The organism is Streptomyces sp. NBC_01013 (genome assembly GCF_045162765.1).
Taxonomy (GTDB): Bacteria; Actinomycetota; Actinomycetes; order Streptomycetales; family Streptomycetaceae; genus Streptomyces.
The window spans coordinates 2,475,296-2,497,231 of the sequence record NZ_CP108687.1 but is presented as its reverse complement, the minus strand read 5'-3'; the positions used below and the strand labels follow the sequence as shown (position 1 = coordinate 2,497,231).

7 protein-coding genes are annotated in these 21,936 nt (G+C 72.4%); 3 read left to right on the top strand and 4 right to left on the bottom strand.

The features are described 5' to 3' along the window. The first annotated feature begins 171 nt into the window (after positions 1-171). Positions 172-933: a TetR/AcrR family transcriptional regulator gene (locus OG538_RS10475; protein WP_406092349.1), complete on the top strand. Its 762-nt coding sequence runs from the start codon at positions 172-174 to the stop codon at positions 931-933. Between the two features lie 174 nt (positions 934-1,107). Here the strand turns inward: OG538_RS10475 and OG538_RS10470 are convergent, their stop codons facing one another. The 4 genes from OG538_RS10470 to OG538_RS10455 form a co-directional block, all read right to left on the bottom strand. Beyond that, positions 1,108-2,703: an MFS transporter gene (locus OG538_RS10470; RefSeq protein WP_406092347.1), complete on the bottom strand. Its 1,596-nt coding sequence runs from the start codon at positions 2,701-2,703 to the stop codon at positions 1,108-1,110. Between the two features lie 131 nt (positions 2,704-2,834). Then, positions 2,835-4,385, bottom strand: coding sequence for an AMP-binding protein (locus OG538_RS10465; protein ID WP_406092345.1), 1,551 nt, complete (start codon positions 4,383-4,385; stop codon positions 2,835-2,837). Then, on the bottom strand, positions 4,354-5,370 hold the full coding sequence (locus OG538_RS10460) for a helix-turn-helix domain-containing protein (protein ID WP_406092343.1): 1,017 nt from the start codon (positions 5,368-5,370) through the stop codon (positions 4,354-4,356). Before OG538_RS10460 ends, OG538_RS10465 begins: the two co-directional genes overlap by 32 nt. Positions 5,371-5,399: 29 nt before the next feature. After that, positions 5,400-5,636, bottom strand: a complete 237-nt coding sequence (locus tag OG538_RS10455; protein WP_406092341.1) for a phosphopantetheine-binding protein — start codon at positions 5,634-5,636, stop codon at positions 5,400-5,402. 587 nt (positions 5,637-6,223) lie between these two features. On the opposite strand from OG538_RS10455, the gene OG538_RS10450 reads away from it, so the two are divergent. After that, positions 6,224-16,858: an SDR family NAD(P)-dependent oxidoreductase gene (locus OG538_RS10450; RefSeq protein ID WP_406092339.1), complete on the top strand. Its 10,635-nt coding sequence runs from the start codon at positions 6,224-6,226 to the stop codon at positions 16,856-16,858. 189 nt (positions 16,859-17,047) lie between these two features. After that, complete coding sequence (locus OG538_RS10445; RefSeq protein ID WP_406092337.1) at positions 17,048-21,904, top strand: type I polyketide synthase; 4,857 nt, start codon at positions 17,048-17,050, stop codon at positions 21,902-21,904. Positions 21,905-21,936: the final 32 nt, after the last annotated feature.

The window sequence follows — 21,936 nt, the reverse complement described above, 5'->3', positions numbered from 1 at the left end:
CCCCATCGGGAGCCGGGCGGGAACCGCCCGGTACGCCACCGGCTGCGGTGTCGTACCGTCTCCCCACCCCCGGTCTCACACCGGCTCCGCGTACGGCGGACCCGAGGCGTATACGATGCTCTATGCGTGCGTGATACGCATGGGAAGGCTTCCGATGAAGGCAGGCACGAGATGACTACTGGTGAAGGAAAGAGCTCGGGAGGCATCGGCCTGCCGAACAGCATCGCGGTGCTCTGGGAACTGCGGAACCGCGAACAGCGCACCGCGCGTACCGGTCTGAGTGTCGAGCGCATCGTGACGGCCGCCATCGAGTCGGCGGACGCCGACGGTCTTGCCGGGCTGTCCATGTCCCGTGTCGCCAAGAGCCTCGACTTCGGCACCATGTCGCTGTACCGCCACGTGTCGAGCAAGGACGAGCTGCGCCAGCTGATGCTCGACATGGCCTACGGCACCCCGCCCCGTATCGACACGGCCGACGGGGACTGGCGGGGCGGGCTGGAGCAGTGGGCCCGCGCCTTCCAGGAGGTCTTCCACCGGCACCCGTGGATGCTTCAGATCTCGGTCAGCGGACCGCCTCTGGAGCCGGGCCAGCTCAGTTGGCTGGAGTGCGGCCTGCGCACCCTGGGCGGCACCGCACTGAGGCCGGACGAGAAGCTCTCCGTGATGATGCTGATGATCGGGTACGTGCGCAACAACGTGCAGATGTCGCTCGGTGTCGTCACCCAGGACATCAGCGAGGCGGACCTGATGGCCAACTACGGCCGCGCGCTGGCCAAGTACGCCGACTCCGCGTCGTTCCCCGCTCTCGCCGAGCTGTTGGAGGCGGGGGCGTTCGACGAGCCCGAGGACGACTTCACCTTCGGGCTCCAGCGGGTCCTGGACGGTATCGATGTGCTGGTCCGTATCCGCAACGGCGAGAAGCCGCTCACCTGACGGGGCCGCCGGCCGGGACCGCGAAAGCCCGGCCGGAGGTCACGTGGGGCATGCCGGAGCCTTGGGGCAGGCGGGCGCATACGGCAGTCCAGCAGTGCGGAGCGCATGCGGAAGGGGGCTGGTTCCCCACCCGGCAGGGTGGGGAACCAGCCCCCTTCCTTCGCGTCCGGCGCCTCAGCCCGCGGTGGGCTGCATGCGCTTGGGGGAGGGCACCGTCGCGGGTGCGTCGATGTCGTACGGGTCGATCGGCTCGCCCGTCTCGATCGGTACCCTGCGCAGCAGCACGGCGACGATCGCGGCCATCACGACCATGGCGGCGGCCCCGGAGAGCGCTGCCACCTGGAGGCCGTGGGTGAAGGCCTCGCGGCTGGTGGCGAGGAGCTCGGCACCGATCGCGGCCGGCTGCTGGGCGGCGACGGTGGCGGCACCGCCGATGGTGTTGCGCACCGCTTCCAGCGCCTCACCGCCGAGACCGGCCGGGTCCACCGCGTTCATGTCGTGCCGGTAGATGGCGGAGCCGATGCTGCCGATCACCGCGAAGCCGAAGGCGCTGCCGAACTCGGTGAACGTCTCCGAGGTGGCCGTGGACGAACCGGCGTGCTCCTTCGGTGCGGAGGTGACCACGATCTCCGCCGTGAGCGTCTTCGAGGCCGTCATGCCGGCCGCCATCAGTCCCACGCCCACCAGCAGGACGGCGACGTTCGAGTCCACCGTGAGGCGGCTGAGCACCCCGAACCCGATGGCCATCACCAGCATCCCGCTGGCGACCAGATAGACCGGCTTGACCTTGCGGGACAGGGCCGAGACGAGGCCGACCGCGATTCCGATCGCCGGCATCACCGCCATGGACCACAGGGCCGCCCGGAAGGGCGTCATGCCCAGCACCATCTGGAGGTACTGGTTGGTGAGGATGCTGACGCCCATGAACGAGAACATCACCATCAGGTTGGTCAGGATCGCTCCGGTGAAGCCGCCGTAGCGGAACAGTGAGATGTCGATGAGCGGGTGGGCTGTCATGCGCTGGCGCTGCACGAAGGCGATGAGCAGGACGGCGCCGACACCGGCCCAGATCGCGGACTCGCGGGACCAGCCGTCGACGGCCAGCTCCTTGAGGCCGTAGATGAAGGGCATGATGCCCGCGATCGACAGGAACGCGCCGAGCACGTCCAGCTTGCCGCGCGAGGGGTCGCGCCGCTCCGGCAGCAGGATCGGGGCCAGGATCAGCACCAGCACCATCACGGGGGTGTTGATCATGAAGACCGAGCCCCACCAGAAGTTGTTCAGCAGCAGGCCGCCCACGACCGGGCCCAGGGCCGCCCCGGTGGCGAGGGTGCCGCTCCAGGCGGCGATGGCCGACTTGCGCTGTTTGGAGTCATGGAACATGTTGCGGATCAGGGCCAGGGAGGTCGGCGTCAGCGTCGCGGCGCCGAGTCCCAGCAGGGCGCGCGAGCCGATGAGCATCTCGGGGGTGTCCGCCGTCGCGGCGAGCGCGGACGCGACACCGAAGACCAGGGCGCCGATGATCAGGAGCTTCCGCCGCCCGAATCGGTCACCGACCCAGCCCATCGTGATCAGCGCACCGGCCAGCACGAAGCTGTAGATGTCCATGATCCACAGCAGCTGGGTGGCGCTGGGCTTCAGTGACTCGCTGATGGGCGTGATCGCGAAGCCCAGTACGGAGATGTCAATGGCGATCAGCAGGGTGACCAGGACGATCACCACGAGGCCGAGCCATTCCTTGAGCCCCGCCTGGGGCTTGATTTCTGTCATGGCAAACGTCCATGCCTTCCTACCGTCATGACCCTGAGTACGTAACACGCTGAGCGTATCAGGTACGCGTCGGCGTGTCGCGTACTCATCCGTGGCGCAGCTGGGCGCCGGAGCCCTGCTGCGCCAAGGCCTCAGGGCGTTCGGCCGAGCTGTTCCAGCGCGCGGTGCAGCAGTGCCCGGCGGTCGATCTTCCGATTGGGGTTGAGCGGGAAATCCGTGATGTGGAAGAAGTGCTGGGGGAGTACGGCCCGTGGAAGCGTGCGGCTCAGCTCGCGGGCCAGGGTGACGGGCGGCACGGGCTCTCCGGTGTGGAAGGCGGCCAGCGTGATGCCCTGCTCGGACGGCACCGGTACGGCGACGGCGTCCTCCACCCCCGGGCACCGGCGCAGGGCCTCGTCGATCTCGGCCAGTTCGATCCGTACGCCGCGGACCTGGACCTGCTGGTCCAGGCGGCCGAGGTAGAGCAACTGCCCGTCGTCGCCCAGCCGGATCCGGTCGCCCGTCCGGTAGTAGCGGACTCCGTCCCGGTCGAGGAACCGGCCCGCGTCATCGGCCGGATCCAGATATCCGGCGGTGAGTTGCGGACCAGCGACACACAACTCGCCCTCCACCGGGTCCGGTTCGCCGCCCGCGCCGAGCAGCATCCACTCGTGCCCCGCGTGTACCGGCCCGATCGGAACGACACCCGCGACCGCGATCCCCGGCGACGTCTCGGGCGACCAGCGGTGCCGGGAGATGGTGATCGTCAGCTCGGTGGGGCCGTAGAGGTTCTCGATGACCGACCCCGTCGCCGCACGCTGCCAGTCCGTCACGTCCTGACAGGTCACCGCCTCACCTGCGAAGAAGCTCCAGCGCAGCGTGGCCAGGGCGCCGTCCGCGAGCTGGTCGGTGCGACGGATCAGGCTGATCACGCTGGGGGTGGAGAACCAGACCGTGATGCCCTGTTGGGCGACGAAGGCGGGGAGGTCCCGGTAGGCGCCCGCCGGAACGGCCACCAGCGTGCCGCCGGCACCCCAGGCACAGAACAGGTCGAACATCGCGCAGTCGAAGTTCAGGTCGAAGTTCTGGGAGAACACGTCGTGCGGCCCGAAGTCGTACCGCTCGTCGAGCAGGCCGAAGTAGTGGGCGCCGTTGGCGTGCGTGACCGGCACGCCCTTGGGCCGGCCCGTGGAGCCGGAGGTGAAGAGCACATAGGCGATGTCGTCGGGTGCGACCGCGTGGGGGCGCGCCAGGCGTGCCGCCGGATCGGGTGCGATCACCCCGTCGGCATGGTCCGTGGCCCCTTCCAGCAGGGCGGGAAGCGCGACGCCCTCCGCTCGCAGCTTCTCCAGCGCCGTCGTCGCCTCGCCGTCCACGATCAGCGCCTCCACCCCCGCCGCTTCGAGCATCTGGAGGGTGCGGAGCACCGGGAAGGAAGGCTGCAGGGGAACCATCGGCACCCCGGTGAACAGGCAGGCCAGGATGCCCGTGTACGCATCGAGGCCCTTGCCCGCGAGCACTCCCACAGCGGCCGGCCGCTCGGGGAGCGCGGCCAGCAGCGACCCCGCCCAGGTCAGCGCCCGGTCGTACAGCTCCCGGTACGTCAGCGAGTCCTCGCCCACACGGATGGCCACCCCCCGTGGGGACAGCGCGAGTCCGCGCAGGAAACGGTCATAGAGGGCGTGGGCCGACGTCTGGTCCATGAGTGTTCCCCGGATGGCGTTGGATGGATGGGGTGGAGCGGTGCTCGATGCCCGCGAGACCTCCGCCGGACACCGGACCGCCGAGCGGCTCGTACGGGGTTCCGCGGCGGATCTCGGCGGGGGCGTGCGGCGACCGGCCTGACGCCGGGGCGGACTCGGTCGCACCGGGACGCGGCATCGGGGCCGCGACCCGCAGGAGGAACTCGGTGAGGTCGTCCCAGGAGCGGCTGGCCGGCGCGTGGTGCAGGGAGACCCGGGGGTTCCTCGCGAGCCACTCGCGTACCTCCCGGGAACGCACTGCTCCGTTGCCGTCCAGGAGCACGTGCAGCCTCGGGTAGGGGTGGGCCCGGGCGACCGCGTCCAGGAGCTTGAGGAAGGTGGCCGGGGCCGATTCCCTGTCGGCCCCCGAGCCGGCCCGGTCGAGCAGCAGGGGGCGAAGCCGTTCCTCGGGCCGGTGCCCCGTCCGGTCGTCCGCCCTCAGGACCACGGCGTTCCACGGCGAGGCGCGACAGACGCCGACGACACCGCGGTGTGCGCCGGGCGGCAGGGGCGGTACGGCGGGCAGCTGGAAGGTCTCCGGGTGATGCGGGCGCACCCCCCACTTGCGCCACACCCGCGAAACCGTGGAGTGGGCGATTCCCAACTCGCCGGCAAGCAGCCGCGACGACCAGTACGGCGCCCGCAGTCGGGCCGGCGGCGTACCGCGGTCGCAGAGCGTGGCGACGAGGACCGCCACCTCGTCCACCGTCGTCGGGCGGCCCGGGCGGGGCAGATCACCCAGCGCTGCGATGCCCGATTCCTCGTACCGCGCACGCCACTTGAGGACGGTCGGACGGGACACGCGCAGCAGAGTGGCCACCTCCGTGTTCGAGGCGCCCCCTGCCGCGAGCAGCACGATCCGAGCTCGCCGCACGAGCCCGGCCGGCGCGGTCGACATGCGGGTCAGCGCCTCCAGCCGGGCCCGGTCGCCCTCCTGCAGACGCAAAGCGGGGACGCTATGCATGGTCGCAGCCCTCAGCGCAGACGTTGCAGCGAGTTCCAGAGAACGTCCGGGGACTCGAATATCTCCAGGGAGAGTGCCTCGTCGCGGAAGTGCACGTCGTACGCCGATTCGAGGCCCGCGAGCAGCTCGATCATGCCCAGCGAATCAAGACCGAATTCGCGCATTTTCATGTCCCCGGTGATCGGCTCGTCCGGGGGAAGGAAGGACAGCTGCTTCCGAAGGAGAATGTCGAACTGCTCATCCCACATGATGACTCCGGTTCAGGTGCGAAGGGGTGGATGGTCGTTCCGGGATCGCCGGACCGCACCGGTGCCTCGGCACGGAACTTCCCGCGGACTGCGACGGAAGTGCCGAGGAGACCGCCGACGGGTGGCAGTGCGGAAACGAATGGACGGGCCGGAACGGAGACGGGAGACAACCGACCGCCCGCATGCCCGGCAGGAATGGGGTACCGGGCCCCGACGCTAGTCCCGGCGGGCCCGGACCAGTACCCCTACCTGCCCCTATGAAGGCGCCGCACCGAAGCCGCCATCCGCTGCCGGCGCGGCGCACGCCGCGCGTGGCCGCGCCCTCCCGCGCAGGTGGGGGCGGTCGGCCGGCACCCCGGTCAACGGTGCGCCGCCCACCGGGACGACCCGGTGGCTCCACCCGGCTCTGGGGTTACCGGGGTCGGGGCAGGGGCCCGATTGTGGGGACCCCGGGCACGACTAAGGGGTGGGCAACAGGTCCGTCGGCACCGTAATTTTCCGAGTGGCCCCACTCTTCATTCTCTTCATTCCGCCATTCGCTCGGGTCCGCGGTCCGCTGAACGTCATGACACAGGAGGGCATGCTCGGTGAGTAACGAGGAAAAACTTCTCGAGTATCTGCGCCGGGCGACAGCCGACTTGCGCGACATGCGTAAAAGGCTCGCAGCCGCTGAACGCAAGTCCAGCGGCGAGCCGATCGCGATCGTGGGGATGGCGTGTCGTTATCCGGGTGGGGTGGGTTCTCCGGATGAGTTGTGGGATCTGGTGGTGGAGGGCCGGGACGGTGTGTCGGAGTTTCCGGTGGACCGTGGTTGGGATGTGGAGGGGCTTTACGATCCGGAGCCGGGGAAGCCGAATCGTACGGTGACGCGTGAGGGTGGTTTCCTGTATGACGCGGCTGATTTCGATGCCGGGGTGTTCGGGATCTCGCCGCGTGAGGCGTTGGGGATGGATCCGCAGCAGCGGTTGTTGCTGGAGGCGTCCTGGGAGGCGGTGGAGAGTGCGGGGATCGATCCCCTCTCCCTGAAGGGCAGCCGGACCGGCGTCTTCGCCGGCCTGATGTACCACGACTACGCCCTGGGCACCGAGGCCGCCGCCACGACCGGTGGCAGCCTCGTCTCCGGACGTGTCTCCTACACACTTGGCCTCGAAGGCCCGTCGGTCACGGTGGACACGGCGTGCTCGTCGTCGCTCGTCGCCCTGCACCTCGGAGCCCAGGCGCTGCGGTCCGACGAGTGCTCGATGGCGCTGGTCGGTGGCGTGACGGTGATGACGACACCGGACATGTTCCTCTACTTCAGCCACCAGCGCGGCATGGCGGCGGACGGCCGCTGCAAGTCCTTCGCGGCCGACGCCGACGGCACCGGCTGCTCGGAGGGCGTCGGCGTCCTCATGCTGGAACGGCTCTCGGACGCCCAGCGGAACGGACACCCGGTGCTTGCCGTCGTCCGGGGCAGCGCGATCAACCAGGACGGCGCTTCCAGCAGCATGACGGCTCCCAACGGCCCGTCGCAGCAGCGGGTGATCCGTGCGGCGCTGGAGGGCGCAGGGCTGACCGCCACGGACGTGGACCTGGTGGAGGCGCACGGGACGGGGACCCGGTTGGGCGACCCGATCGAGGCGCAGGCGTTGCTGGCGACGTACGGGCAGGGGCGGGCCGACAACGACCCGCTGTGGCTCGGCTCGCTGAAGTCGAACCTGGGCCACACCCAGGCGGCTGCGGGTGTGGGTGGTGTGATCAAGGCGGTGCAGGCGATTCGGCATGGTGTGCTGCCGAAGACGTTGCATGTGGATGTGCCGACGCCGCAGGTGGACTGGGCTGCGGGTGCGGTGGAGCTGTTGACGGAGTCGCGTGCGTGGCCTGTGCGGGATCGTCCGAGGCGTGTGGGTGTGTCGTCGTTCGGTCTGAGTGGGACGAACGCGCATGTGATCGTGGAGCAGGCTCCGGTGGTGGAGGAGCCGGAGGTGGTTGGTGCGGTTGAGCTTCCGGTCGTGCCGGTGGTGCTGTCCGCGCGGAGTGAGGCGGGGCTGTCGGCGCAGGCCGGGAAGCTGCTGGGGCAGATCGGGGCTTCGTCCTCACTGCTGGATGTGGGTTTCTCGTCGGTGGTGTCGCGTGCGGTGCTGGAGCATCGTGCGGTGGTCGCGGCGTCGGGCCGTGAGGAGCTGGTGCGGGGTCTGACCGCACTGGCGGACGGTGGTGTCGGGGCCTCGGTGGTGCGGGGATCGGTGCGGCCGGCGGGCAAGGTCGCGTTCCTGTTCACGGGTCAGGGTGCGCAGCGGTTGGGGATGGGCCGGGAGTTGTATGCGGCGTTCCCGGTGTTCGCGGCGGCGTTCGATGCGGTGCTGGTGGAGTTGGATGCCCGGTTGGGGCGTTCGTTGCGTGAGGTGGTGTGGGGTGAGGACGCCGACCTGCTGAACGGGACGAAGTTCGCCCAGGCCGGGTTGTTCGCGGTGGAGACGGCGTTGTTCCGGCTGGTGGAGTCGTGGGGTGTGCGCCCGGACTTCCTGGTCGGCCATTCGGTCGGTGAGATCGCGGCTGCGCATGTGTCGGGTGCGTTGTCGTTGGCGGATGCGGCTGAACTGGTGGTGGCGCGGGGCCGGTTGATGCAGGCGCTTCCTGCCGGCGGCTCGATGGTGGCGATCGAGGCGTCGGAGGCTGAGGTGCTTCCCCTGCTGAATGACGTGGTGGGGATCGCGGCGGTCAACGGTCCGCGTTCCGTGGTCGTCTCGGGTGCGGAGGTGGCGGTTCGTGAACTGGTTGCGACGTTCGAGGCGCAGGACCGCAGGACGAGTGTGTTGCGGGTGTCGCATGCGTTCCACTCGCCGTTGATGGAGCCGATGCTGGCGGAGTTCGGTGCGGTGGTGGCCGGGTTGTTGTTCGGTGTTCCGTCGGTTCCGGTGGTGTCGGGTGTGTCGGGTGATCTGTTGGAGGGTTGGGGTTCGGCGGAGTACTGGGTGCGGCATGTGCGTGAGGCGGTGCGGTTCGCGGATGCGGTGTCGTTCGTGGTGTCGCGGGGTGTGACGTCGTTTGTGGAGGTGGGTCCGGATGGTGTGCTGAGCGGGATGGCGCAGCAGTCGGTGGACGCCGAATCGGCGGCCGTCTTCGTTCCGGTGGTGCGTAAGGGCCGTCCCGAGGTGGGCGCGGCTGTGGCGGCGCTGGGTCACCTGCATGTGGCGGGTGTCCCGGTGGACTGGTCGCGGTTCTTCGAGGGTTCGGGTGCTCGTCGCGTCGATCTGCCGACGTACGCCTTCCAGCGCGAGCGGTACTGGATGGAAGCGGAACTCGGCGGACTCGACGCGAGCTCGCTGGGGCTGGACCGGCCCGGTCACCCCCTGCTCGGAGCCGCCGTCACCCTTCCCGGAACGGACGGGCCCGTGCTCACGGGCCGGCTGTCGCTCGACAGTCAGCCGTGGCTTGCCGACCACCGGATGGGCGCGTCCGTCCTGTTCCCCGGGACGGGGCTGGTGGAGCTGGCGCTCTGCGCCGGCGCGCAGGTCGGATGCGACGTGCTCGACGAGCTGACCCTTCAGGCCCCCCTGGTGCTGCCGCCCCGCGGCGGTGTCCAGGTCAGGGTCCTGGTGGGGGCCGACGACGGCACAGGCGCCAGGAGCGTCACCGTGCACGCGCGGGACGAGGACGGCGGCGCGGGCGACGCACCGTGGACCCTGCACGCCGACGGTGTGCTGCTCCCGGACGCGTCGGCACCGGTCTTCGACGCCGCCGTCTGGCCGCCGGTGGGCGCCTTGCCCGTGGAACTGGGCGACGTGTACGACAGGTTGGCCGAGCAGGGGTACGGCTACGGACCGGCGTTCCAGGGGCTTGACGCGGTCTGGCGGCGCGACGGCGAGATCTTCGCGGAGGTGGCCCTGCCCGAGGGGGCGGCCCCGGACGCCGAGCACTACGGCCTGCACCCCGCCCTGCTCGATGCCGCACTGCACGCCTCGCTCCTCGACGAGTCCGACGCGATGTCCGGCACCGAGGGCACTGCGCAGCTTCCCTTCGCGTGGAAGCGCGTCCGTCTCCACGCCACGGGCGCAGCCCGGCTCCGGGTGAGGATCGCACCAGCGGGTGCCGAGAGCGTCACCGTGGACGGCGCGGACACCGAAGGACGCCCCGTGTTCTCCGTGGGCGCCCTCGTCACCCGGCCGGTGTCCGTCGCGGCCACCGCGGGGACGGCGCAGCGCGGTGCCCTGTACGGCGTGCGATGGACGCTGCTCACGCCGACCGCCGCCCCCGAGGCCGTCACCGTGCGGTGGGACGACCGCAACTGCGGACCCGTGCCCGACACGGCCGTCCTGGTCTGGGAATGCCCGCCGCCCGTCGGTGACATGGTGACCGGGGCCCACGAGCTGACCGCCGGCGCCCTCGGTGTCGTACAGGAGTGGCTGACGGACGAGCGGTTCGCCGGCAGCAGGCTGCTCGTGGTCACCCGGGGCGCGGTCGCCCTGCCGGACGAGACGCTCGCGCATCCGGCGGCTGCGGCCGTCGCCGGTCTGGTGCGGTCGGCTCAGACCGAGAATCCCGGGCGCATCCTGCTCACCGACATCGCAGGCGACACGGACACCCACACCGTCGTCCCCTTGGACGTCGCCGCACTGGTCGCCTCCGGCGAGCCCGAATCGGCGGTCCGTGAAAGCGGTGTGTGGGTGCCCCGGCTGGTCCGTGTCCCGCCGGTACGGGACACGACGGAACGCTCCCCGTTCGGTGGCGGCGACGCCACCGTGCTGGTCACCGGAGGTACGGGCACGCTCGGCGCCCTCGTCGCCCGTCACCTCGTCACCGAGCACGGTGTCCGGCGGCTGGTGCTCACGGGCCGCCGCGGGTCCGACGCACCGGGGGCCGACGAACTGCGTGCCGAACTGGTGGGCCTGGGAGCCGAGGTCACCGTCGCGGCGTGCGACCTCGCCGACCGGGAGGCCGTCCGCGCCCTGCTGACCGCGCACCCGCCGACAGCGGTCGTCCACTGCGCGGGGGTGCTGGAGGATGCCACCCTCGGCTCGCTCACCGCCGGCCAACTGGCCCGCGTACTGCGGCCGAAGATCGACGCGGCGTGGAACCTGCACGAGCTGACGGCCGATCTGGACCTGTCCGCTTTCGTTCTCTTCTCGTCCGTCGCGGGCGTCCTCGGCAATCCGGGGCAGGCCAACTACGCGGCCGGCAACGCCTTCCTGGACGCCCTCGCCGTCCTGCGGAAGGGGCTCGGCCGGCCGGGGCAGTCGCTCGCATGGGGGCTGTGGGCCGACGGCGACGGCATGGCGAGCGGGCTGGACGGCACCGATCTGCGACGCATGAGCCGCTCCGGTGTGGAACCCCTCGTGCCCGCCCACGCCCTGGCCCTGCTGGACGAGGCCGGGCAGTCGGACGACGCGCTGGTCCTCCCGGTCCGCCTCGACCTCAGGACGCTGCGGGCGGCGGAGCCACCGTCGCCGATCCTGTCCGGCCTGGTGCACCGCAAGGCGCGTGCCACTTCCGCCGCGCCCGCCCGGCAGCCCCGGTCCGGCCTGGCCGCTCTGGCGCCCAAGGAGCGCATGCGCGCGCTGCTCGACCTCGTACGGGCCCAGGTGGCCTCCGTACTCGGCCACGGGTCGGCGGCCGACGTGGAGCCCGACCGGGCCTTCACCGAGATCGGGTTCGACTCCCTGACCGCGATGGAGCTGCGCAACCAGCTCGCCTCCGCGACCGGGCTGAGGCTGCCCGCCACCCTCGTCTTCGACCACCCCAACGCCCGCGCCGTCGCCGGACATCTGGACACCCTGCTCGCGGGCGACAGCACCGCCGCCGCCGCCACGGTCGCCGCGCCGTCCGCCGACGACGACCCCGTGGTCATCGTCTCCATGGCCTGCCGCTACCCGGGCGGGGTGCGCTCGCCCGAAGACCTGTGGCGGCTCGTCGACGACGGTGTCGACGCCATCACCGAGTTCCCGGCCAACCGGGGCTGGGACCTGGAGCGGCTCTACGACCCGGAGTCCACGCGGCCCGGCACCTGCTACGTGCGCCACGGCGGATTCCTGCACGACGCCGCCGACTTCGACCCCGGCTTCTTCGGGATCAGCCCGAACGACGCACTGACCAGCGACCCGCAGCACCGGCTGATGCTGGAGGTGGCGTGGGAGGCGATGGAGCGGGCGACGATCGATCCGCTCTCCCTCAGGGGCACCTCGACCGGCGTCTTCACCGGCACGATGTACCACGACTATGCGGGCAACAGCGCTGCCGGATCGCTGGGCCCCGGCCGCGTCTCGTACACCTTCGGTCTCGAAGGGCCCTCGTTGGCCGTCGACACCGCGTGCTCGTCGTCCCTGGTCGCGCTGCACCTGGCCGCCCAGGCCGTGCGGTCGGGTGAGTGCGGGCTGGCCCTGGTCGGCGGAGTGACCGTCATGTCGACCCCTGAGACGTTCATCGAGTTCGCCCGGCAGCGCGGGCTGTCCCGCGACGGCCGGTGCCGCTCGTTCTCCTCGGCCGCCGACGGCGCCGCGTGGTCCGAGGGCGCGGGCGTGCTCGTGATCGAGCGGCTCTCCGACGCCCGCCGGAACGGTCATCCGGTCCTGGCCGTCCTGCGCGGCAGCGCCGTCAACCAGGACGGTGCCAGTAACGGGCTCATGGCCCCCAACGGGCCGTCCCAGCAGCGCGTCATCCGGCAGGCCCTCGCGAACGCGGGACTCGGCGCAGCCGACGTGGACGCCGTCGAGGCCCATGGCACCGGGACCACGCTCGGCGACCCCATCGAGGCGCAGGCCCTGCTCGCCACCTACGGTCAGGACCGCGTCGAGGGCAGGCCGCTCTACCTCGGCTCGATCAAGTCGAACATCGGGCACGCCCAGGCCGCCGCCGGCATCGCCGGAGTGATCAAGATGGTCGAAGCGATGCGGCACGGCGTCCTGCCGGCCTCCCTCCACCTCGACGAGCCCTCGCCCCAGGTCGACTGGGAGACGGGTGACGTCGCCCTTCTGACGATGTCGCGGCCGTGGCCGGAAGCGGACCGTCCGCGCCGCGCCGGGATCTCCTCGTTCGGTATCAGCGGCACCAACGCCCACGTGATCATCGAGGCGCCGGTGGCCGATCGCCGTGCCGCGGCGGAGACCGGGGGCGAGACCACACCCGAGGCCGCCGCCTCCGAGTACACCGCCCCCGTGCCGTGGCTCCTGTCGTCACGCGACCCCGAGGGGCTGGCCCGTCAGGCCGGACGGCTGCTGGCCCACCTGGAGGCCCGGCCCGGCGCGTCCGCACTCGACGTCGCCCACTCCCTGGCGACCACCCGCACCCCCCTGGAACAGCGCGCCGCGCTCCTGGTCACCGACCGCGCGCAGGCCCTGCGCGACCTGGCCGTGCTCGCGGAGGGCGGATCCCCCGCCGCGCTCGTGACCGCGCAGGACACCGGACGCACCGGCGGCGGACCGACCGCGTTCCTCTTCTCCGGCCAGGGCGCCCAACGCCTCGGCATGGGCGAGCGACTCCGCCGCACCCACCCGGTCTTCGCGCAGGCCTTCGACGATGCCGTCGCCGCGCTCGACCTCCACCTCGACCGGCCGCTCGCCGCCGTCGTGCGCGAGGACGAAGCCGCCCTGAACCGCACCGGGTACACGCAGGCCGCACTGTTCGCCTTCGAGGTGGCCCAGTTCCGGCTGCTGGAGTCCTGGGGCGTGCGCCCCGACTTCCTGGCCGGCCACTCCATCGGTGAACTGGTCGCCGCCCATGTCTCCGGGGCCCTGTCGCTCCCGGACGCCGCACGCCTGGTCGCCGCGCGCGGCCTGCTGATGCAGGCGCTGCCGGAGGGCGGGGCCATGGCAGCGCTGCGGGCGAGCGAGGAAGAGGTGGCACCGCTGCTCAACGGCGATGTCGCCGTCGCCGCCGTCAACGGCCCCGAATCCGTCGTCGTGTCGGGCACGGCCGCCGCCGTACGGGCCGTGACGGACCACTTCGCGGCGCTGGGCCGCTCGGCCAAACCGCTGCGGGTGTCGCACGCCTTCCACTCGCCGCTGATGGAACCCATGCTGGCCGACTTCGCGCGCGCCGCCGCCGGGATGACGGTGGCCGAGCCGTCCGTTCCGCTCGTCTCCACCCTGACCGGACGCGCGGTGACGGCCGCCGAGCTCGCCGATCCCGAGCACTGGGTCAGGCACGTACGGGAAGCCGTACGGTTCGCCGACGCCGTGCGCACCCTGGACGAGGCGGGTGTCACCACGTACCTGGAGCTCGGCCCGGACGCGGCACTCTCCGCCCTCGGCCCCGCCTGCCTGCCCGACACGAGCACCGCCGCGTTCCTGCCGCTCTCCCGCCGCGACCGCGACGAGGCAGCGGACATCGTGGGCGCCCTCTCGCTCGCCCACGTGCGCCATGTTCCGGTCGACTGGGCCGAGTTCTTCGCCGGGAGCGGAGCGCACCGCATCGACCTGCCGACGTACGCGTTCCGCCGTGAGCCGTTCTGGGCGCTGCCCGAACGGAGCGGGGCCGACCTCGCCGCCGCCGGACTCGGCGCGACGGAACACCCGCTGCTCGGCGCGCTCGTGACGCTCCCGGGCGGCGGCGCCCTCCTGACCGGCCGGCTGAACCGTTCCGAAGTGCCCTGGCTCGACGACCACGACCTGCTCGGGACCCCCGTCCTGCCCGCAGCCGCTTTCGCCGACCTGGCCCTGAGCGCCGGGACGGAGGCGGGCTGCCCCCGCCTGGACGAGCTGAGCGTGACGGCGCAGCTGCCGCTCGCGGCCGGCCCCGGCGCCGAGCTGCGCGTCACCGTCGGAGCGCCCGCGGAGGACGGCCGTCGCACGGTCGACATCCACTCCAGGACCAAGGGTGCGCCGTCGGGAGACGACGACGCGGCCTGGGTCCGGCACGCCCGGGGCATCCTCGCCCCGCCCGCCGCCGTGGAGCCGGCCGGGGAAGCGGCGGCCTGGCCGCCGCCCGGCGCCGCCCCGGTGGACCCGGGCAGCCTGTACGACCGTCTGTTCGCCCTCGGCCACGGACACGGCCCGGCCTTCCGTACCCTCGACGCCGCATGGCGGCGCGGGGACGAACTCTTCGCCGAGGCCGTACTCGACGAGAACTCGGCCCGCGAGCAGTGTGCGCTGCACCCGGCCCTGCTCGACGGCGCCGTCCAGCTGGCCCGCTTCGGAGCCCTGCCCGCCGGCGAGGTGCCGGACGGCGACGCGCCCCTGAGCCCCGCGTCCTGGACCGGCGTGCAGGTGCACCGCGCCGGCGCCACCGAACTGCGGATACGGGTCAGGCCGACCGGCCCCGACCGCGCGTCGTTCGACATCGCGGACGGCCAGGGACGGCCCGTACTGACGGCCGAGGACGTCGCGTGGAAGCCCGTCACCCCCGCCGAACTGAGCACGGGCGCCCCCTCGGGCGCGCTGTACCGGCTGGAGTGGGCACCCGCGCCCGTCGACATCGCCGACCTCGGATCCAGGACCGCCGTGCTCGCCGCCGCCGGACCCCTCGACGACCCGCGTACCGGCCTCCCCTTCCCGGCCTTCGACCCGCGCGACGCTCTTGACGAGGACGTACCGGACTTCGTCCTGCTGCCCCTGCCGGCCCCGGCCGGCGCCGTACCGGACGCCGTGCGGACCCACACCGCCGAAGTGCTGGCGCACCTGGAGGAATTCCTCCGCCACGCGGCGGACGGGGGAACGGCCAGGCTGGTCGTCGTCACCCGGCACGCCGTCGCGGCGGGGGAGGAGGCGCCCGACGTCCGGCACGCGGCCGTATGGGGCCTCGTCCGGGCGGCACAGAGCGAACACCCCGGACGGTTCGTCCTCGCCGACCTGGACGGGCTCGAGGCCTCGGCGGCCGCGCTGCCGGACGCGCTCGCCACCGGCGCCGACGAACTCGCCGTACGCGGCGGCACCGTACTCGTCCCGAAACTGGTCCCGGCGGAAGTGGGCGCCGACGCGGCGCTGTCCCCGTCCGGGGGCACGGTGCTCGTCACCGGCGGACTCTCCGCAGCGGGCACCGCGTCGGTCCGCCACCTCGTCACCGCACACGGCGCGGACCGCGTCCTCGTCGTCGCGGTCGGCGGGGCCGCACCCGCAGCGACCGAGGCGCTCACCGCAGGCACCGGCGCCGAACTGGTCGTCAGCGACTGCGACCCCGCCGACCGCGACGCCCTCGCCGCCCTGCTGGCCGGCCTCCCCGACGACCGGCCGCTCACCGCCGTCGTCCACACGGGCCCCGCCGGGGAGAACGCACCGATCGGCGAACGTACCCCGCACCTGCTGGACGAGGTACTGCGCCACCACGCAGACACCGCCTGGAACCTGCACGAACTCACCGCCGGACTCGGCCTGTCGGCCTTCGTCCTGCTCACCTCGACCCACGGCCTCGTCCATGGAGCCGGGGCGGCCCACAACGCTGCCGCCCACACCTTCCTGGACGCCCTCGCCCGGCACCGGCACACCCTCGGCCTCCCCGCCACGGCCCTCGCACTCACCCCGGGGGACGCCACCACCGATCCCGCGGACGAGCACGGCCCACGCGAAGCGGGCACCGGGCTCCTGCCGCTGACCACCGAGCGCACCACGGCACTGATCGACGACGCGCTGCGCACCCGGGCCCACTCCTGCCTGCTCGCCCTCCACCCCGACCAGGGCGCCCTGCGCTCCCTTGACGGCCACCTGCCACCCGTACTCGGCACACTGGTCCGCACCCACGGCCGCCTCGGGACCCGTCCGGGCACCGGCCTGTCCGCCGCAGCCGACCTGCACCGACGCCTCGCCGGACGGAGCGAGGACGAACGGGGCCGCATCCTGCTGGAGCTGGTCCGCTCGCACGTGGCCACCCTGCTCGGTCACCCCACGCCCGAGGCAGTCGGCGCCGACCGGGCCTTCCAGGACCTCGGTTTCGACTCACTGGCAGCCGTCGAACTGCGCCGCCGGCTCGGCAGCGCGACCGGTCTCAGCCTTCCCGCCAGCCTCGTCTTCGACCACCCGGACTCCCGCGCCGTCGCGGCCCACCTCGCCGGACTGATCGGGGACGGGTCCGACGAACCGGATGAATCCGAGACCCTGCTGGGGATGCTCGACCAGCTCGACGCGAGCCTCACCGCCCTACGGGCCGACGCCGGGGACCGCCCGCGCATCACCTCCCGGCTGGAAGCACTGCTGCGTCGCTGGCACGACACCCACGGCATCGGCGCCGGCAGCCCCGGGGACGAGGACGACGCACTCGACTCGGTCACCGACGACGAGCTGTTCGACGTGCTGGACCAGGAGATCGGACTCCTCTAGTGCCCCCATCCCCAGGCCCGTCGGACCGACCGGAGCCGCGCCCGACAGGACCGTCGGACCCGTCGGCGCCCCGCCCCGGCACCGCGCCCACCACTGACACGCTCCGCCCCGTCGCGCACACCACCGCCGGTCACGGCACCGGTTCCGCCGGCACGGCCGACACCCGCACCGAGATTGGTTGAGGTACAGATGGCAACCCAGGACAAGCTTCGCGACTACCTCCAGCGGGCCACGGCCGACCTGCGGCAGGTCAAGCGCCGTCTGCGGGAAGCCGAGGCCAGGGAACACGAGCCGATGGCGATCATCGGCATGAGCTGCCGCTATCCCGGCGGCGTGACCTCCCCCGACCAGCTGTGGGACCTCGTGGCCGAGGGCCGGGACGGCATCACGACCTTTCCGGTCAACCGCGGCTGGGACGTGGACGGGCTGTACGACCCCGAACCCGCCACGCCCGGACACACATACGCCCGCGAGGGGGGATTCCTTCACGAGGCCGACCGGTTCGACGCCGACTTCTTCAGGATGAGCCCCAAGGACGCCCGCGAGACCGATCCCCAGCAGCGGCTGCTGCTGGAGACGTCGTGGGAGGCGCTGGAGCACGCCGGGGTGGACCCGCTCTCCCTCAAGGGCTCCCTCACCGGCGTGTTCGCCGGCGTCGTCTACCACGACTACGCCACCGACGGTGGCACCGGCGGCCTGGCCAGCGTCGCCTCCGGTCGTGTCTCCTACACCCTCGGGCTCCAGGGCCCGGCCGTCACCGTCGACACCGCCTGTTCCTCCTCCCTCGTCGCCCTCGACTGGGCGGTCAAGTCGCTGCGTACGGGCGAGTGCGATCTGGCCCTGGTCGGCGGTGTCACCGTGATGGCCACACCCACCTCCTTCGTCGGGTTCAGCCAGGAACGCGGCCTCGCCCCCGACGGCCGCTGCAAATCCTTCGCCGCGGCGGCCGACGGCACCGGCTGGGGCGAAGGCGTCGGCATGCTCGTGGTCGAACGGCTCAGCGAAGCCCGGCGCAACGGCCACCGTGTGCTCGCCGTCGTCCGGGGCAGCGCCGTCAACTCCGACGGGGCCAGCAACGGCCTGACCGCCCCCAACGGCCCCGCCCAGCAACGGCTCATCCACCAGGCCCTCGCAGCCGCCCAGCTCACCGCCGACCAGGTCGACGCGGTCGAGGCGCACGGGACCGGCACCACGCTCGGCGACCCGATCGAGGCGCAGGCCCTGCTCGCCACGTACGGCCAGGGCCGCCCCGCCGACCAGCCGCTGTGGCTCGGCTCGGTCAAGTCGAACATCGGGCACGCCCAGGCCGCCGCGGGTGTCGGCGGAATCATCAAGATGGTGCAGGCCATGCGCCACGGCGTCCTGCCCCGGACCCTGCACGTGGACGGTCCGACGCCGAACGTCGACTGGAGCACGGGCAACATCTCCCTGCTCACCGACGCCATCGCCTGGCCCGACCGCGGACGCCCCCGCCGCGCCGCCGTCTCCGCCTTCGGCCTCAGCGGAACCAACGCCCACGTCATCCTCGAGGAGGCACCGGAGACCGAGGAGGGCGAACCGGAAGCCCCGCCCACGGTGACGTCCTCACTGATCCCGCTGCCGCTCTCCGCCAAGACCCCCGACGCCCTCACCGCACAGGCGGGCCGCCTCCTCGCGCACGTCGAGGCGCACCCGGACGAGTCCCTGCCGGATCTGGGCTATTCGCTGGCGACGACGCGTGCGGTGCTGGATCACCGTGCGGTGGTGCTGGCCGCGGATCGTGAGGCGGTGGTACGGGCGTTGTCCGATCTGGTGGCGGGCCGGGAGAGCACGGATGTCGTGACCTCGGCGGGTTCCTCCGAGGAGGGGCTGACCGCGTTCCTGTTCACGGGTCAGGGTGCGCAGCGGTTGGGGATGGGCCGTGAGCTGTACGGGACGTTCCCGGTGTTCGCGGCGGCGTTCGATGCGGTGCTGGTGGAGTTGGATGCCCGGTTGGGGCGTTCGTTGCGTGAGGTGGTGTGGGGTGAGGACGCCGACCTGCTGAACGGGACGATGTTCGCCCAGGCCGGTCTGTTCGCGGTCGAGACGGCGCTGTTCCGCCTGATGGAGTCGTGGGGCGTGCGCCCGGACTTCCTGGTCGGCCACTCGGTCGGCGAGATCACGGCCGCGCACGTGTCGGGCGTGCTGTCGCTGACGGACGCCGCGGAACTGGTCGTGGCGCGGGGCCGGTTGATGCAGGCGCTCCCGGCAGGCGGGGTGATGGTGGCGGTGGCCGCGTCGGAGGACGAGGTGGCGCCGTTGCTCGGTGAGGGGGTGGCACTGGCGGCGGTGAACGGCCCCTCGGCCGTGGTGGTGTCGGGGCCGGAGAAGGAGACGGTCGCGGTCGCGGAGCACTTCGCCGCGCTGGGGCGCCGCACGAAGCGGCTGAGCGTGTCGCACGCCTTCCACTCACCGCTCATGGAGCCGATGCTCGACGCCTTCCGGGAAGTCGCCGCCCGGATGACGTATCACGCGCCCATGCTGCCCGTCGTCTCCAACGTGACGGGCCGGCTCGCCGGACCCGACGAACTGACCTCGGCCGACTACTGGGTCCGCCACGTCCGGGAAGCCGTCCGCTTCCGCGACGGCGTACGCACCCTGCACGGCGAAGGGGTCCGCGTCCTCATCGAGATCGGCCCGGACGCGGCACTCACCCCCATGGCGGCGGACTGTCTGACGCCCGCCGACGAGACCCTGTGCGTCCCCGTCCTGCGCCGCGCCCGCGACGAGGAACGCACCCTGATCACCGCCGTGGCCCAGGCGCACACGCACGGCGGCGCCGTCGACTGGAACGGCCTCTTCGAGGGCCGGGGCGCCCATCACGTCCCTCTCCCCACCTACCCCTTCCAGCGCCGCAGCCACTGGCTGGAGCGCCCCGAGACCCAGGGCACCACGGACAGTGCCGCCGACCCGGCAGGGGCCGCGTTCTGGGAGGCCGTCGACCAGCAGGACGTCTCCGCACTCGCCGACCGGCTCTCGGTCACGGAGACCGCACTCGGCGAGGTACTGCCCGCGATGGCACGCTGGCGCCGTCTCCACCAGGAGAGGGCCGCTCTCGACAACCTCCGCTACCGCGTCGTCTGGCAGCCCGTCACCACGGCGGCCGCCCCGGCCCCGGCGCTCGACGCCCCCTGGCTCGTCGCCGTCGCCGAAGGACAGGCCGACACCCCCACGGTCACCGCGATCCTGGCCGCACTCATCGAACGCGGCGCCTCGCCCCACGTCATCGAAGCCGTCCCCGGACAGAGCCGCGCCGACCTCGCCGCCCGGCTCTCCGCACAGCCCGCCGCGGGCGTCCTGTCGCTGCTCGCCCTCGACGACCGCCCCGAACCCGCACACCCCCATCTCACCCGTGGCCTCACCACCACCGTCACCCTCGTGCAGGCCCTCGCCGACACCCCGGACGCCCCGCGGCTCTGGTGCGCCACGCAGTCAGCCGTCGCCACCTCGCGCTCCGCCGAGCTGACCGCCCCGGCACAGAGCCAGCTCTGGGGCCTCGGTGGCGGCCTCGCCCTCGACCACCCCGACACCTGGGGCGGCACCGTCGACCTCCCGGCCGAACCAGGCTCCGGTGACCTGCACCGCCTCTGCGACGTGCTCTCGGGCGCCACCGGTGAGGACGCGGTGGCCCTGCGCGCCGACGGCATCCTCGCCCGCCGCCTGGTCCGCGCCCCCTTGGGCGACCGCACCCCGGTCCGGGCCCGCCCGTCGCACGGCACCGCACTGATCACCGGCGGCACCGGCGGCCTCGGCGCCCACGTCGCCCGCATGCTCGCCGCCGACGGTGTCCCGCACCTGCTGCTCCTCAGCCGGCACGGCGACGCGGCCGCCGGCGCCCGCGAACTGGCGGCCGAACTGGAGGCAGCCGGGACGAGGGTGACCCTCGCCGCGTGCGACGTCACCGACCGCGCCGCACTGGCCCGGGTCCTCGACGCCGTACCCGAGGAACTGCCCCTGACCACCGTCGTGCACGCCGCCGGTGCCATGCAGCGCATGGCACCCCTCACCGAACTGACCGACGACGAGTTCGCGGCCGTCGGCCACGCGAAGGTCACCGGCGCCCAGCACCTCGACGACCTCCTCGGCGACCGCCCCCTCGACGCCTTCGTGCTCTTCTCCTCCGGCGCCGCCGTCTGGGGCAGTGCAGGACAGGCCGCCTACGCCGCCGCCAACGCCCACCTCGACGCCCTCGCGCACCGCCGCCGCGCCCGCGGACTCACCGCCACGTCCGTGGCCTGGAGCTCCTGGCAGGGCGGCATGGTCGACGACGAACTCAGCGCCGTGATGGAGCGCATCGGCGCACCCGCCATGGACCCGCACCTCGCCATCGGCGCCCTGAAGCAGGCCCTGGAGCACGACGAGAGCCATCTCGTCGTCGCGGAGTTCGACTGGGCCCGCTTCGCCCCCACGTACACGCTCGCCCGTCCCCGCCCGCTGCTCGACGCACTCGACGACGTGACGGAGATCCTCTCCGCCACGCCGGACGCCGCCGCCTCCGGCGCGGACGCCCTGATGGCACGGCTCGCCGGGCTCTCCGTCGCCGAGAGAGGGCGGGCGCTGCTCGACCTCGTACGCACCCGCGTCGCCACCCTGCTCGGCTACGACGCACCCTCACAACTCGACCCGCAACGCGCTTTCGAGGACCTCGGCTTCGACTCCGTCGCCGCCGTGGAACTGCGCCAGGCCCTGACCGCCGCCACCGGCACCCAGCTGCCCGCGACGCTGGTCTTCGACTACGCCACGCCCACCGCGCTCGCGGACCACCTGCACACCCGGCTCTTCCCCGACAGCGACGACACGGCGACGCCGATCCTCGCGGAGGTCGACCGGTTCGAGGAACTGATCGGGGCGCTGGACATCGAGGAGATCCGCAGCAGCCGCATCACCTCACGGCTGCAGACCCTCCTCGACACCCTGACCACCCTCCAGAGCGGCGAAACGGGGGTGGCCGCCGTGCGGGACTCGCTCGACGAGGCCTCCGCCGACGACGTCCTCGCGTTCATCGACCAGGAACTCGGCCTCGCCTGACAAGGGCACGCTGCCGGCATCTGACCCAAAGG

Coding starts and splice junctions, on each gene's coding strand:
- OG538_RS10475 (WP_406092349.1), top strand. CDS start 172: ATGACTACTGGTGAAGGAAAGAGCTCGGGAGGCATCGGCCTGCCGAAC.
- OG538_RS10470 (WP_406092347.1), bottom strand. CDS start 2,703: ATGACAGAAATCAAGCCCCAGGCGGGGCTCAAGGAATGGCTCGGCCTC.
- OG538_RS10465 (WP_406092345.1), bottom strand. CDS start 4,385: ATGGACCAGACGTCGGCCCACGCCCTCTATGACCGTTTCCTGCGCGGA.
- OG538_RS10455 (WP_406092341.1), bottom strand. CDS start 5,636: ATGTGGGATGAGCAGTTCGACATTCTCCTTCGGAAGCAGCTGTCCTTC.
- OG538_RS10445 (WP_406092337.1), top strand. CDS start 17,048: ATGGCAACCCAGGACAAGCTTCGCGACTACCTCCAGCGGGCCACGGCC.